Here is a 13,659-nt window from a genome sequence, read left to right on the forward strand (position 1 = left end):
CGGGCCTTTCTGCAAAGCCCGCGTTCTCATTCCGTTCACGTTTGCGCTGACTAGATTAACGTGGTTGTCCCACAGCCTTCTCGGCCAGACGCTCGGCCGCCTCGTCCTTCTTCAGTGCGGCGTCATGCCCCGGCGCGGTCTTGACGAGCGAGACAATGACCCCGGTGGCAAGGATCAGGAAGGTCACGGTCAGCGAGATCATCGGCGGCACCTTCTCGATCCCGATCGCCTCGGCCACCAGCACCTTGCCGCCGATGAAGATCAGCAACGCGGCCAGCGCCGGCTTGAGATAGGCGAAACGGTGCAGGATCGCGGCCAGCGCGAAATACAGCGCCCGCAGGCCCAGAATGGCGAAGATGTTCGAGGTATAGACCAGATAGGGGTCGGTCGTGATGGCAAAGATCGCGGGCACCGAGTCGACGGCGAAGACGAGGTCGGCGAACTCGATCACGATCAGCGCCAGGAACAGGGGCGTGACGAAGGTCCGCATCTTGCCCGACTGTCCAGGCTGGCGGACGAAGAAGCGGTCGCCCACGAAGCCGTCGGTCACGCGCAGGTTCCGCTGCATCCATTTCAGCACGCGGTTCTGCGACAGGTCGCTTTCATCCTCGTGCCCCGAGCGCAGCATCTTGATGCCGGTGACGACCAGGAAGACGGCAAAGACCAGCAGCACCCACTCATACCGCTGCACCAGCGCCGCGCCGAAGCCGATCATGATCGCGCGCAGGACGATCACGCCGAGGATGCCCCAGAACAGAACCCGGTGCTGCAGGTGCCGGGGCACGGCGAAGAAGCCGAAGATCGTGGCGATGACGAAGACGTTGTCCATCGCCAGCGACTTCTCGACCACGAAGCCGGTCCAGTATTCCAATGCGGACTGCTGGCCGAGCTGCGCCCAGACGAAGCCGCCGAAGGCCAGCCCGATGGCGATGTAGAATGCGGACATCAGCAGCGACTTGCGCACGCCGATTTCCTGCTGCCCGCGGTTCAGGACGCCAAGGTCCAGCACCAGCAGGAACAGCACGATGGCAAGGAAGATGGCCCACATCCATACGGGTTGGCCAAGAAAAAGGGAGGTCAGCTCCATGTCGTCCTCTGCGTTGTGTTGCGTGATGCGACCGACATCACGATCCGCAGAGATCGCCAGAGGGGCCCGGTCGAGGAGCCTTCAACCTAGGGACGGCTTCGGAAGCGTCAAGGGGATGATTGCGCTTTTTCGGCCGGGGGAGTATCGGCGCCCCATGGCCGACCGCAAGCTCCATCCCCGCACCCGTTCCGTCCACCACGGCATCCGCCGCAGCCAGTATGGCGAGATGGCCGAGGCGCTGTTCCTGACCCAAGGGTTCGCCTACGACAGCGCCGAGCAGGCCGAAGCGCGGTTCCAGAAGGTGGGTCCCGACGAGTTCATCTATGCCCGCTACGGCAACCCCACCAGCCGGATGTTCGAGGACCGCATGGCCTCGCTGGAGGGGACCGAGGACGCCTTTGCCACTGCATCCGGCATGGCGGCGGTGAATGGCGCGCTGATGGGCATGGTCGCGCCCGGCGACCGTGTGGTATCCTCGCGCCAGTTGTTCGGTTCCTGTCTTTACGTCTTGGATGTTCTGAAGAAATTCAGCGTGGACGTGGTGCTGGTGGACGGCACCGACCTTGACCAGTGGCGGGCGGCGGTGACGCCGGGCACCAAGGGCTGCTTCTTTGAGACAGTCTCGAACCCGACTCTTGAGGTCATGGATATTGCTGGCATCGCCGAAATCGCCCATGCAGCGGGCGCGTTGGTGATTGCCGACAATGTCTTCGCCACCCCGGTCTTTTCCCGCGCAGTGGAACAGGGCGCGGATGTCGTCGTCTATTCCACCACCAAGCATGTTGATGGCGGCGGCCGTGCGCTCGGCGGCATCATCTGCGGCACCCGCCAGTTCGTGCGCGAGATGGCCGAGCCTTACCTCAAGCACACCGGCGGCGCGATCAGCCCCTTCAATGCCTGGATCATGCTGAACGGGCTGACGACCATGGATCTGCGTGTCCGCGCCATGGCCGACAGTGCGCTGCTGGTGGCGCAGGCGCTTGAGGGCGAGGGACTGCCCACGATCTATCCGGGCTTGCCGTCGCATCCGCAGCATGACCTCGCGATGCGGCAGATGGGGTCCGGCGGCACGATGATCGCCTTCGACCTCGGCACGCAGGAGGCAGCCTTTGCCATGCTGAACCGGCTGGAGCTGGTGTCGATCTCGAACAACCTCGGCGATGCCAAGTCCATTGCCACCCACCCGGCGACCACCACCCACCAGCGGTTGGGCGAGGCCAGCCGCGCCACCATGGGCATCGGGCCAGGGCTAGTTCGGCTGTCAGTGGGGCTGGAACATCCCGACGACCTGATCTCCGACTTGTTGGGGGCCTTGGCTTAAGCCTCTGGCCTTTCGGGCGCGGTTCCCCATATTCGGGGCAACGCATAGCCTCTGGACGCGCCATGACCCGCAACAAGCCGTTCATTCCCGTTTATCCTGCACTCAGCCGGACTTATCCGTCCGACTTCAAGGTGGACGAACAGTATCGCGCCAGCCTGCCGGACCTGCAGAACGGCCCGGCCAGCCTGATCGTCGGCGCCCGCAAGGTCATCCAGCACGTCGGCATTTCCCATTTCCGCCTGCCGATCCGCTATCGCCGCCAGGACGGGGGCGAGATCATGCTGGAAACCAGCGTGACCGGCACCGTCAGCCTCGACGCCGACCGCAAGGGCATCAACATGAGCCGGATCATGCGGTCCTTCTACGCCCATGCGGAAAAGCAGTTCTCGCTGGGGGTGCTGGCGGCGGCGGTCAGCGACTACAAGGACCACCTCGATTCCTTCGACGCGCGGCTGCAGATGCGGCTGTCCTATCCGATACAGGTCGAATCGCTGCGTTCGGGCCTCAGCGGCTGGCAGTATTACGACATCGCGATGGAGTTGATCGACCAGGGCGGGCAGCGCCTGAAGGTCATGCACTTCGATTACGTTTATTCCTCGACCTGCCCCTGTTCGCTGGAACTGTCGGAACACGCCCGCGAATCGCGCAGCCAGCTGGCGACGCCCCATTCCCAGCGCTCGATCGCCCGTATCTCGGCAGTGATGGAAGGCGAGGAGAAGCTGTGGTTCGAGGACATGGTGGCACTCTGCCGCCGCGCGGTTGCGACCGAGACGCAGGTGATGGTCAAGCGCGAGGACGAGCAGGCTTTCGCGGAACTGAACGCCGCGAACCCGATCTTCGTCGAGGACGCCGTCCGCGCCTTCGCCCACGAGCTGGAACTGGAACCCCGCGTCGGCGACTTCCGCGTGATCGCGAGCCACCAGGAATCGTTGCATTCCCACGACGCCGTCAGCCTGCTGACCGAGGGGCCGACCTTCGCGCAGGTCAGCCTCGACCCGATGACCTTCGCCGGGCTGCGGGCCTGAGCGCCGCATTCCTTTTTCATTTCCCATTCAACGAGCCAGATCATGTCGTCTCATCTCATCATCATCCGCAATGCCTGACTCAGGCCCGTCATTCACGGCAGCAAAAGCGGATTGGCGGAATTGCCAGCTTCCCGCCTCGGTTCGGCAGCCTGAAACGCGCAGTCTCCACGATTCTGCCGCAACTTGACGAGCTTGTCGTCTATCTTAGCACTACTCTGCCACCTTCATAGCCGGAGGTGATAGGGCACGGGCTTGCGGCAGTGGGGACAAAGCCGTGCAAAGGCGCTGAGTGTGGCCGCGAGTTGCCGACGCACCTGCGGCAAGGATGGGGTTGGGGGCGGCCCCGGTCTGGTGGGGGTTTTTTTCCCCAAGCCGCAGATGCTGGAGAAAGGCAAAGGCGATCATCGTCATGAGCGCATGATGGTGCAGGCCCCGCCAACTGCGGCCCTCGAAGTGATCGAGGCCGATCTCCCCTTTCATCTGCTGGTGCATCTGCTCGCAAACCCATCGACGCTTGATCAGCGCCGCCAGGCTCTCCAGAGCGACATCCTCCGCATGATTGCTCAGGTAGTATTTGCGCTCCCCGGAGGTCCGGCGCTCGCACACCAGCCAGGCGGTCTCACCGGGCAGGCGCCGGTTGCGCGAGATCACCGGACCATCGGCCACCCGGACCCGGAGCGCGGCAAAGTCGGCCCTGAGATCGCCTTTGGTGCCGCGCCGCCACGACAGGGTCCGCCAGCATTCGTTCGGCAGGGCGGCCACGACGGCCTGAACGCTGTAGGTCCGGGTGGAAGGCACCGGATGCTTGGGTGGCCGACCGGTCCGTCGCTTCATAGCCGGAGCAATCATGACGTCGGCAGGATAGACCGTCTGGGTCGGCAGAATGCCCACCGCCCAGGTGAGACCCTGCTCCGAGAGCTTCTGCCTGTTGATTTCCACTCGGAACTGACCCGGGTTTTCCATCGAGAACTGACCCACCCTCAGGTTATGTTTCGTGGGTTAGGCTTGGGTCAAGGCATGGCCGGCCTCCTTGGTTTTCCTGGCTGCTGCGGCTGAGCTTGCCTTGAAGCGGAAGCTGTCGTTTCCGGTCTCCAGGATGTGGCAGCGGTGGGTGAGGCGATCGAGCAGCGCGGTGGTCATTTTGGCATCGCCGAAGACGGTGGCCCATTCGCTGAAGCTCAGGTTGGTGGTGATGACAACGCTGGTGCGCTCATAGAGCTTGCTCAGAAGGTGGAAGAGCAGCGCACCGCCTGAAGCGCTGAACGGCAAGTAGCCCAGTTCGTCCAGGATCACGAGATCGAGCCGGGTCAATCCCTCCGCGATCTGGCCCGCCTTGCCCTTGGTTTTCTCCTGCTCGAGGGCATTGACGAGTTCGATGGTGGAGAAGAAGCGGACCTTCCGGCGGTGGTGTTCGATGGCCTGGATGCCCAGGGCGGTTGCGACATGGGTCTTGCCGGTGCCCGGCCCGCCGATCAGCACGACATTCTGCGCGCCGTCGATGAACTCGCAGCGGTGGAGCTGGCGCACCGTGACCTCGTTGATCTCGCTGGCAGCGAAGTCGAAGCCCGAGAGATCCTTGTAGGCCGGGAAGCGCGCGGCCTTCATGTGATAGGCAATGGAGCGCACTTCGCGTTCCGCCAGTTCGGCCTTCAGCAGCTGGGACAGGATCGGCACGGCTGTCTCGAATGCCGGCGCCCCCTGTTCGATCAGGTCGGTGACGGCCTGGGCCATGCCGTGCATCTTCAGGCTGCGGAGCATGATGACGATGGCGCCGCTGGCGGGATCATGACGCATGGCGGTCTCCGATCTGCGCCCGCAGGTCGTCATAGCGTTCGACATTGGCCTTCGGCTCATGGCGCAGGATCAGCGCCTCCGGTGTGTCGATGTTCGGGCCGCCGGTCGTCTTGCCATCGATCAGCCTGTGCAGGAGATTCAACACATGGGTCTTGGTCGCGACGCCTTCGGCCAGGGCCATTTCCACAGCAACCAGCACAGCCTGTTCATCATGCTGCAGGACCAGCGCCAGGATATCGACCATCTCGCGATCGCCACCGGGTCGTCGCAGCATCTGGTCCTGCAACTGTCGGAAGGCCGCGGGCAGTTCCGCGAAGGGCGCACCGTTCCTGAGGGCACCCGGCTTGCGCTGGATGACGGCCAGATAATGCCGCCAGTCATAGATCGTGCGAGGCGGCAGGTGATGGGACCGCTGGATCACCCGCCCATGTTCGCACAGGATCTGTCCCTCGGCGGCAACCACCAGCCGATCCGGGTAGACCCTGAGGCTGACAGGACGGTTGGCAAAGGACGCCGGCACGCTGTAGCGGTTGCGCTCGAAGCTGATCAGGCAGGTGGGTGAGACACGCTTGCTCCGCTCGACGAAGCCGTCGAAGGCAGGCGGCAGCGGCATCAGCGCGGCCTGTTCTTCGGCCCAGGCGTCGGCGACGGTTCCGGGCAGAACCCCGTGCGGGATCTCGCGCCACAACTCCAGGCAGCGCCGTTCCAGCCAGGCGTTCAGCGCCGCCAGGTCAGGAAAGTTCGGCATCGGCTGCCACAAACGAGGCCGGGCATCCTGAACGTTCTTCTCGACCTGTCCCTTCTCCCATCCCGCGGCAGGATTGCAGAACTCCGGCTCGAAGACATAGTGGTTGGTCATGGCGAGGAAGCGGATGTTGACCTGCCGTTCCTTGCCGCGGCCAACGCGGTCAACCGCTGTCTTCATGTTATCGTAGATGCCGCGACCCGGCACGCCGCCAAAGACGCGGAACCCGTGCCAATGGGCATCGAACAGCATCTCGTGGGTTTGCAGCAGATAGGCCCGAACCAGGAAGGCCCGGCTGTGTGCCAGCTTGATGTGGGCGACCTGAAGCTTCGTGCGCTCCCCGCCCAGAACCGCGTAGTCCTCGCTCCAATCGAACTGGAACGCCTCGCCCGGACGAAAGACCAAGGGGACGAAGGTGCCGCGGCCCGTCGTCTGCTGCTCGCGCTGCCGGTCCATCCGCCATTGCCGGGCGAAGGCCGCGACCCGGCCGTAGGAGCCGGTGAAGCCGAGCGCCACGAGGTCGGCATGGAGTTGCTTCAGCGTCCGGCGCTGCTTGCGTGACTTGCCGGCTTCCGTCTTCAGCCACGCCGCCAGCTTCTCGGAAAACGGATCGAGCTTGCTCGGCCGATCAGGCGTCGCGAACCTCGGCTCGATGGTCCCAGCGCTCAGATACTTCCTGATGGTGTTGCGCGACAGGCCGGTCCGCCGTGCGATCTCCCGGATCGGCAGCTTCTCCCGCAACGCCATGCGTCGGATGATGTTCAAAAGTCCCATGTGGATCACTCCATTACCCCCGCCGCGCTCCGCTTTGGGGAAGGTTCACATGGGTCAGTTCTCAGTGGAAATTACGCCCCTACCCGGGTCAGTTCCGGGTGGAAATCAACACTTCTGCCGGAAGTCTGCCACCTTGCCGTACTCGGCATCCGCCAGCACAGCGCCGAAGCGCGCTCCAGCCACTTGGATGCGACTGATCTCGTCCAGGGCGATCCGCCATTTGGGCCGGCCGGGGATCGCCTCTGGCACACCGGCACGGGCGCGCCGCCCTGCGTCCTCGGCCCAGGCGCGAGGCAGGAACAAACGCAGGCCCACACAGACCGGAACCTCGCAGCGCGCCAGCGTGAGCGAGACCAAGGCCTGGCAGTTGGCCTTTTTGCCCAGTTGGCCGCAATACTGGCGCGCAACCCCCACCGAGTGTCGCCCCTGCTTGACCAGGGCGGTGTCGTCGATGATCAGCACAGCCTCTGGACCACCGACGAGCCGGTCGGCGGCCCGCACCAGCTCCTCCTCGAGCGGCTCACAGCGCCAAGGCGAGGTGGAGATGAAGTGGTGAAGCTGCTGAACGTCTCCGGGCGCTACGCGAGCGGCCATTGGCTCGACGCTCTTGCGCTCGCCCGGCCCGAGCAGCCCCTGAAGATACACCGGTGCCCAGCGGCGCTGCTCGACCCTGCCGAGCCGAGCTAGGAAAGGTGCGAGCCAAGCCTCATAGGCAGCCCGCCAGTGGCTTGTGGTTGCTCTCATCACGGCACCTCCCGTGAGCACCACCCCGAACTACCACAAAACCTGGCAGAGTAGTGTTAGAGCGCCTAACAAAACCTTCTGATCTGGTTGAGGCAGATGAGGGCGCAGCCGAGGATTACGAAGGCCTCGTGAATGTCGGCGCGTCGCTCATAGCGGATAGTCAGACGGCGGAAGCGGTTGAGCCAGGCAAGCGTTCGTTCGACGACCCAGCGGTGGCAGCCCAACCTCTCGCTGCTGTCCACTGTCCGCCGAGCAATGCGGGGCATGATCGCGCGGGCGCGGCATTCGGACCGGCAACGATGGTTATCGTAAGCCTTGTCGGCGTGGAGCTTGTCGGGGCGCTTGCGCGGGCGGCCGCGACCGTGGCGCACGCCCGGCACGGCATCGAGGGTGGGCGCCAGCATCAGGCTGTCATGCCGGTTGGCTGGACTCAGGCGCACCCCGAGCGGGGTGCCTCTCCGGTCGACCACAAGATGGCGCTTCGTGCCTGGTTTGCCGCGATCCGTCGGGTTCGGGCCGATCTCGGTGCCCCCCTTTTGGCCGCCACGGCGGCGCTGTCGAGGGAGGCCCGGCTCCAGTCCAGATGTCCGGCATCCGATAGGCGCTCCAGCAGCATGCGGTGGAGCCCAGCCCAGATGCCGGCCGCTTGCCAGTCCCGCAGCCGGCGCCAGCAGGTCATGCCGGAGCAGCCGAACTCGCGCGGCAACATCTCCCAAGGGATGCCGGAGCGGAGCACGAAGAGGATGCCGGCCAAGGCCAGCCGGTCATCGCAGCGGGGACGGCCGCCCTGGGGCTTGGGCCGCGGCCTCGGCAGCAACGGCTCCAGCGCCGCCCACAGATCATCGGATACAAGGGGCTTGCTCATGTCCCCTAACGCACGAGAGGCGGTTTTGTTAGGCGCTCTTAATGACTGTGAGGAAGTTCCAGGATTCCTGAAGCGACCGAAAATCCGTGTGGTCCGCAGCCAGGAAGCGGAAGGCGACCTGCGTGACAATGGGAAGTTCTACGACCTTCCGCGCGATCTCGACGCGTATCTCTTCACGTTTGACGACGATCTAATATATCCAACGGATTACGTCAGTCGGATGGTCGAGCATATCGAAATGCTCGAGCGCCGTTGCGTGGTCGGTGTTCACGCGGTGATCTTTCCGCCCGGAGAGTTCTCACGGCTGAAGCAGCGGACCGTTTATCATTTTGCCAAACATCACAAGGGTCATTTCGTGGACCTACTTGGAACCGGAACGGCAGCTTGGCATGGTTCCACCTTCGCGGTTTCTCTCGACGACTTTCAGACCAAGGGCGTCTGCGACCTATGGTTTGCCGTCGCTGCGGCTCGACAAGAGGTGCCGCTGTTTTCAGTTCCGCGTGGAAGAAGATGGCTCGTTGAAATCGAGACCACCTCGCCGACATTGTATCAGGAAGCAAGGCAGCATCCGACCAGTTATTTTGACGTTTACAAGCGGTCTGTCGCGCCTGCACTTGTCAACGGTCAAGTGCGAAAGCGGGCTGAAGAGGAGTTCGCACGGCAGTTCGGGAAAGAGGCACTTGCCGCTGCCGGTATCGAACTGCTGACCCTTGATCCTCGTGCAGAGGATATTGCGCCTATGGAGCAAACGACATCCTGATAGAGGAGGCTGCGCCCCGCCTCAAGGAAGATGTTTTCTTTAGTGCCATTCCGAGGTGCAGCACAGATTACCGGTTTGGACGGAACCTCCGTGATTTTCTGACGGTTCAAGGAAAAAATCCTGCGGATCGTCAAGGGAAGGTGAGGGCCGCAACATCAGGCCGGATCAGCGCGTGATATGATCGATCCTTTTTCAGCCTGCGCCGCATGATGCCTGGTTTGCCCGGCACCATGCGGCTGACACGTCACACAGCCGCGTCCAGCACCTCGTCGCAGCGGGTGCAGGTGGCGGGGTGGTCGTGGCTGCCCACGTCGGGCAGGATCTTCCAGCAGCGCTGGCATTTCTCTCCCTCGGCCTGCTCGAAGACGACGCCGATGCCGGGGACTTCGGGCAGGCGGAAGGCCTCGGCCGGGGCGGGGTCGGGGGTCAACTGGATGGCGCTGGTGATGCAGACATCTGCAAAATCGACAGAGCGGAGGGATTTCAGCAACGCGGCATCCTCGACATGGACCACGGGCGCCGCCTCAAGGCTTGCGCCGATGGTCTTGTCGGCCCTTTTCAGTTCCAGCGCGGCCGTTACCACGCGGCGGGCACGGCGGATGGCGTCCCACTTGGCGGCCAACGCCTCGTTGCGCCAGTCGGCGGGCGTTTTGGGAAATTCGTGCAGGTGGACGCTGTCCTCTTCGGACGGGAAGCGCGAGAGCCAGATGTCCTCGGTCGTGAAGGGCAGCATCGGCGCCAGCCACAGCGTCAGGCGGTGGAACAGCGCGTCCATGACCGTGCGGACGGCGCGGCGGCGGGGGCTGTCGGGCGCGTCGCAGTAAAGCGCGTCTTTGCGGATGTCGAACCAGAAGGCCGACAGGTCAACGGTGGCAAAGTCGAAAAGCGCCCGGAACACGCCTTGGAAGTCGTAGGCCGTGTAGCCCTCGCGCACGCGGGCATCGAGTTCGGCCAGACGGTGCAGGACCCAGCGTTCCAGTTCCGGCATCTCGGCGGGCGCGATCCGCTCGGCATCCGAAAAGCCCGCCAGTGCGCCCAGCATGAAGCGCATGGTGTTGCGCAGCCGGCGATAGGCATCGGCGGTGCCCTTGAGGATCTCCTTTCCGATCCGCAGGTCGGCGGTATAGTCCGACTGCGCCACCCACAGGCGCAGGATGTCGGCGCCGTATTGCGAGATTACCTCTTGCGGGGCGACGGTGTTGCCCAGCGACTTGGACATCTTCATGCCCTTTTCGTCGAGCGTGAAGCCGTGGGTCAGCACACCCCGATAAGGTGCGCGCCCCTTGGTCGCGCAGGCCTGCAGCAGCGAGGACTGGAACCAGCCGCGATGCTGGTCGGTGCCTTCAAGGTAAAGGTCGGCGATGCCATCAGGCGAGCCATCTTCGCGGTCGCGCAGCACGAAGGCGTGGGTCGAGCCCGAGTCGAACCACACGTCCAGCACATCCGTGACCTGCTCGTAGTCGTCAGGATTCACGATGCCGGACAAGACGCGATCCTTGAAATCTTCCCGATACCATACATCTGCGCCGTCCTTCTCGAAGGCTTCGAGGATACGGGCGTTGACTGTCTCGTTCCGCAGCAGGAAGTTCGCATCGTCGGGCTTGGCGCCGCGCTTTGTGAAGCACGTCAGCGGCACGCCCCAGGCGCGCTGGCGAGACAGCACCCAGTCGGGGCGGTTCTCGACCATCGAGAAGATGCGGTTGCGCCCCGAGGGCGGCGTCCATTTCACCAGCCGGTCGATCGCTTCCAGCGCCCGGGCGCGGATCGTGTCGCCATGCTCGCCCATGCCATCGGCCAGCGGCTTGTCGATGGCCGCGAACCACTGCGGCGTGTTGCGGTAGATCACCGGCGCCTTGGACCGCCAGGAATGGGGATAGGAGTGCTTCAGCTTGCCCTTGGCGAACAGCGCTCCTTGCGCCGCCAGCGCCTTGATGTTTCCGACATTGGCCGGGCCTTCCTTGCCCTCGGGCGTCAGGATCGCCTGACCGCCGAAGACCGGCAGGTCGGCGCGATAGCTGCCGTCGGGCATCACGTTGTAGGTCATCGGCAGGCCATGTTTCAGGCCCATCTGATAGTCGTCCTCGCCGTGGCTGGGCGCGGTGTGGACAAAGCCGGTGCCCGCGTCCTCGGTGACGTGGTCTCCGGGCAGCAAGGGCACGTCATGGTCCCACTCGCCCGCGCCACCCTCGATCCCGCGGTAGGGGTGAGCGAGCACCAGCGAGGCCAGTTCCTTGGCCGGCACGTCGCGCAGGCGCTGCCAGTTCTCGGCTTCCAGCTTCGCTGCCTTGAAGACCTCGGGCGCGAGCCTGTCGGCCAGCAGGTAGGTGCCCGGCTTCTCTCCGCCGACCTGATAAAGCCCGTAGGCGATGTCAGGCCCGAAGGCGACGGCACGGTTCTGCGGGATGGTCCAGGGCGTCGTCGTCCAGATCGCCACCGAGGCGTCCAGCAGGTCCGTTCTCATGCAGCCGTCCAGCGGCGCGAAGTCGCGCTGCGACGCGACCGGGAAGGCCACCCAGACCTGGTGGCTGGTGTGATCGTGGTATTCGACCTCGGCCTCGGCCAGCGCGGTCTGTTCGACCGGCGACCACATCACGGGCTTCGAGCCCTGATACAGCGAGCCGTTCATCAAGAGCTTCATGAACTCGCCCGCGATCACCGCCTCGGCGTGATAGTCCATGGTCAGATAGGGGTCGTCCCACTTGCCGGTGATGCCGAGGCGCTTGAACTCCTCGCGCTGGATGTCCACCCAACCTTCCGCGAAGTGCCGGCATTCCTGGCGGAACTCGACGATGTCCACGGCGTCCTTGTCGCGGCCCGCCTTGCGATATTCCTCCTCGATCTTCCATTCGATCGGCAACCCGTGGCAGTCCCAACCGGGGACATAGCGCGCATCGCGCCCCATCATCTGCTGGCTGCGGACGATGAAGTCCTTGAGAACCTTGTTCAGCGCGTGGCCGATATGCAGGTGCCCGTTGGCGTAAGGAGGGCCGTCGTGCAGCACGAAGGGCTGGCGATCTTCGGCTTGCGCCCGAAGCCGGTCGTAGACGCCCAGCCGTTCCCAGCGTGCCAGCCACTCGGGCTCGCGCTGGGGCAACCCCGCGCGCATGGGAAAATCGGTTTCGGGAAGGAAGACGGTGTTACGGTAGTCGGGTGTCTGGTCGGCGCTCATGGGCGGAAATCCTTGGGGCAGGGCGGTCGGGCAAGCGTCATCCCGGCGGCGCGAAACCTCACGCCGCCGGGTCGCTAATTCGGGATATCCACGCCGCTGAAAGCATGGGGCGCGTTATAGGAACGGTGCCGGGCGGGGACAAGCGGCGGCGCGCCGCCTTTGGTTCGGCCGTCCTTGTCTTGGCGGGCGGGCTTTGTCACAAAGGGCCAACCAGATTGAGGCTCTTTGATGAAAGTCCTTTCCGCCGCCGAACGTCGGCTGATCGCCGCCCTGGACCGCCTGGACAACGCTGTCGAGCAGGCGGGCCGCTGGATGGCCGAGGCGATCGCGGCACCCCCGCCCCGGCCCCCGGCAACGGCCGATGCCGAGATTTCCGCCGAAGTCGCCTCGCTGCGCGAGCGTCAGGCGGCGATGCTCGCAGCCGTGCAGGCGCGCCTGTCCGAGGCGCATGAGCGCATGGCCGTCATGGGCGGAGAGGCCGCGCGGCTTGCGGCGGCCAACGAGGATCTCGCGCAGGCCAACCGGGCACTGATAGAGGCGACCGGCGGCGGACCGGAGTCCTGGGCCGAAAACGGCGAGGTCGCGACTTTTGCCGCTCTGCAGGCCGAGGTGGATGCGCTGCGTGCCGCTCGCGCGGCCGAGATCGCGCAGATGGGCGAAATCCTTGACGCGCTGGACCGAATGCTGGGCGTGACTACCGCGCCGCGCAGTCACGCGACGGACGGCCGGAACCCTGCCGATGCCGTGCAGAAACCGGAAGCTGATGCCGCCAGCACTCAGCCGCAGGACCGTCCTATGGCGATCCCGGAACCCGGCGTCCTTCGCGACGAGGACCCACTGCCCGAGGACGAGCCTGCCGCCGATGCCGAGCTGCCCGAGGACATCCGGGCCGGCGAGGGCGGCAACGAGCCTGTTGAAAAGGAAAGCCGCTGATGCCCATCGTCGAGTTCACCATCGGCCACAGGAAATACGAACTTTCCGCTCAGGAAGGCGAGGAGCGGCTGCTGAAGCGCGCGGCCGCCATGCTGGACACCGAGGCCCGCACCATCCTGGAACAGGCGGGGCGGATGCCGGAACCGCGCCTGTTGCTGTTGGCGGGGCTGATGCTGGCCGACCGGACCTCGGGGCTTGAGGATCGGCTGGTCAATGTCGAACGCGAGTTGGCGCGGCTGAAGTCGAACCCGCCGCGGGTCGAGGTGCCGGTGATCCCGCCGCAGATCGGCGAGGCGCTGGCCGAACTCGCCGCCCGCGCCGAGGCGCTGGCCGACAAGGCCGAGGAAAGTCTGACCCGCTGACTGCCAGCGCCCTGAGGGACCGCGTGCCGCAGGAATCGGGTCGCCTCGTCTGACAGGTGGGGAAATGGGACATGGCGTTG

The 13,659-nt window shown here is 64.8% G+C and carries 11 protein-coding genes and 1 pseudogene; 5 read left to right on the top strand and 7 right to left on the bottom strand.

Annotated elements, in window-relative coordinates; translation table 11 throughout:
- Nucleotides 1-55: 55 nt before the first annotated feature.
- Nucleotides 56-1,087, bottom strand: coding sequence for a TerC family protein (locus tag JGR78_RS04315; protein ID WP_182792431.1), 1,032 nt, complete (start codon nt 1,085-1,087; stop codon nt 56-58).
- A gap of 154 nt (nt 1,088-1,241) precedes the next feature.
- Between JGR78_RS04315 and JGR78_RS04320 the strand changes: the two genes are divergently transcribed.
- Complete coding sequence (locus JGR78_RS04320) at nt 1,242-2,408, top strand: aminotransferase class I/II-fold pyridoxal phosphate-dependent enzyme (protein WP_182803198.1); 1,167 nt, start codon at nt 1,242-1,244, stop codon at nt 2,406-2,408.
- Between the two features lie 62 nt (nt 2,409-2,470).
- Entirely contained in the window at nt 2,471-3,433 is a 963-nt protein-coding gene (gene folE2 / locus JGR78_RS04325) for a GTP cyclohydrolase FolE2 (RefSeq protein WP_182803200.1), read from the top strand.
- A 210-nt stretch (nt 3,434-3,643) separates the two neighbouring features.
- Here the strand turns inward: folE2 and JGR78_RS04330 are convergent, their stop codons facing one another.
- The 5 genes and pseudogenes from JGR78_RS04330 to JGR78_RS04350 all read right to left on the bottom strand — a co-directional run bounded on the left by JGR78_RS04330 (nt 3,644) and on the right by JGR78_RS04350 (nt 8,355).
- A complete protein-coding gene (locus JGR78_RS04330; RefSeq protein ID WP_200559444.1) occupies nt 3,644-4,411 on the bottom strand; it encodes a transposase in 768 nt (255 codons plus the stop codon).
- Nucleotides 4,412-4,432: 21 nt separating this feature from the next.
- Nucleotides 4,433-5,227 carry an IS21-like element helper ATPase IstB gene (gene istB, locus JGR78_RS04335; protein ID WP_200559304.1) on the bottom strand — a complete coding sequence of 265 codons (795 nt, stop codon included), beginning with the start codon at nt 5,225-5,227 and terminating at the stop codon, nt 4,433-4,435.
- A complete protein-coding gene (istA, locus tag JGR78_RS04340; protein WP_200559303.1) occupies nt 5,217-6,746 on the bottom strand; it encodes an IS21 family transposase in 1,530 nt (509 codons plus the stop codon). Before istA ends, istB begins: the two co-directional genes overlap by 11 nt.
- A 114-nt stretch (nt 6,747-6,860) precedes the next feature.
- Nucleotides 6,861-7,490, bottom strand: a pseudogene (locus tag JGR78_RS04345) (IS701 family transposase); the annotation flags it as partial.
- A 65-nt stretch (nt 7,491-7,555) separates the two neighbouring features.
- Nucleotides 7,556-8,355 (bottom strand): IS5 family transposase gene (locus tag JGR78_RS04350; RefSeq protein WP_200559300.1). Its coding sequence is split into 2 segments (ribosomal slippage): nt 7,556-8,022 and nt 8,022-8,355, totalling 801 coding nucleotides; the frame shifts between segments, so codons are not numbered across the junction.
- Between JGR78_RS04350 and JGR78_RS04355 the strand changes: the two genes are divergently transcribed.
- Nucleotides 8,354-9,115 carry a glycosyltransferase gene (locus JGR78_RS04355; protein ID WP_182804925.1) on the top strand — a complete coding sequence of 254 codons (762 nt, stop codon included), beginning with the start codon at nt 8,354-8,356 and terminating at the stop codon, nt 9,113-9,115. The two genes, JGR78_RS04350 and JGR78_RS04355, sit on opposite strands and share 2 nt — an antisense overlap.
- Nucleotides 9,116-9,359: 244 nt before the next feature.
- On the opposite strand, the gene ileS is transcribed toward JGR78_RS04355, so the two are convergent.
- Complete coding sequence (gene ileS, locus JGR78_RS04360; protein ID WP_182804923.1) at nt 9,360-12,284, bottom strand: isoleucine--tRNA ligase; 2,925 nt, start codon at nt 12,282-12,284, stop codon at nt 9,360-9,362.
- A 228-nt stretch (nt 12,285-12,512) separates the two neighbouring features.
- Between ileS and JGR78_RS04365 the strand changes: the two genes are divergently transcribed.
- Entirely contained in the window at nt 12,513-13,217 is a 705-nt protein-coding gene (locus JGR78_RS04365) for a hypothetical protein (protein WP_182804920.1), read from the top strand.
- The gene (gene zapA / locus JGR78_RS04370) at nt 13,217-13,579 is read left to right on the top strand and encodes a cell division protein ZapA (protein ID WP_182792767.1); all 363 of its coding nucleotides are present in this window, start codon (nt 13,217-13,219) and stop codon (nt 13,577-13,579) included. The genes JGR78_RS04365 and zapA overlap by 1 nt, the downstream gene beginning before the upstream one ends.
- The last annotated feature ends 80 nt before the right edge of the window (nt 13,580-13,659 follow it).

Source organism: Paracoccus sp. MC1862 (assembly GCF_016617715.1).
Lineage (GTDB): Bacteria > Pseudomonadota > Alphaproteobacteria > Rhodobacterales > Rhodobacteraceae > Paracoccus.

Excerpts from the sequence above, each read along its gene's own strand:
- folE2 (WP_182803200.1), top strand. The coding sequence starts at position 2,471 with ATGACCCGCAACAAGCCGTTCATTCCCGTTTATCCTGCACTCAGCCGG.
- istB (WP_200559304.1), bottom strand. The coding sequence starts at position 5,227 with ATGCGTCATGATCCCGCCAGCGGCGCCATCGTCATCATGCTCCGCAGC.
- ileS (WP_182804923.1), bottom strand. The coding sequence starts at position 12,284 with ATGAGCGCCGACCAGACACCCGACTACCGTAACACCGTCTTCCTTCCC.
- JGR78_RS04365 (WP_182804920.1), top strand. The coding sequence starts at position 12,513 with ATGAAAGTCCTTTCCGCCGCCGAACGTCGGCTGATCGCCGCCCTGGAC.
- istA (WP_200559303.1), bottom strand. The coding sequence starts at position 6,746 with ATGGGACTTTTGAACATCATCCGACGCATGGCGTTGCGGGAGAAGCTG.
- zapA (WP_182792767.1), top strand. The coding sequence starts at position 13,217 with ATGCCCATCGTCGAGTTCACCATCGGCCACAGGAAATACGAACTTTCC.
- JGR78_RS04355 (WP_182804925.1), top strand. The coding sequence starts at position 8,354 with ATGTCCCCTAACGCACGAGAGGCGGTTTTGTTAGGCGCTCTTAATGAC.
- JGR78_RS04320 (WP_182803198.1), top strand. The coding sequence starts at position 1,242 with ATGGCCGACCGCAAGCTCCATCCCCGCACCCGTTCCGTCCACCACGGC.
- JGR78_RS04315 (WP_182792431.1), bottom strand. The coding sequence starts at position 1,087 with ATGGAGCTGACCTCCCTTTTTCTTGGCCAACCCGTATGGATGTGGGCC.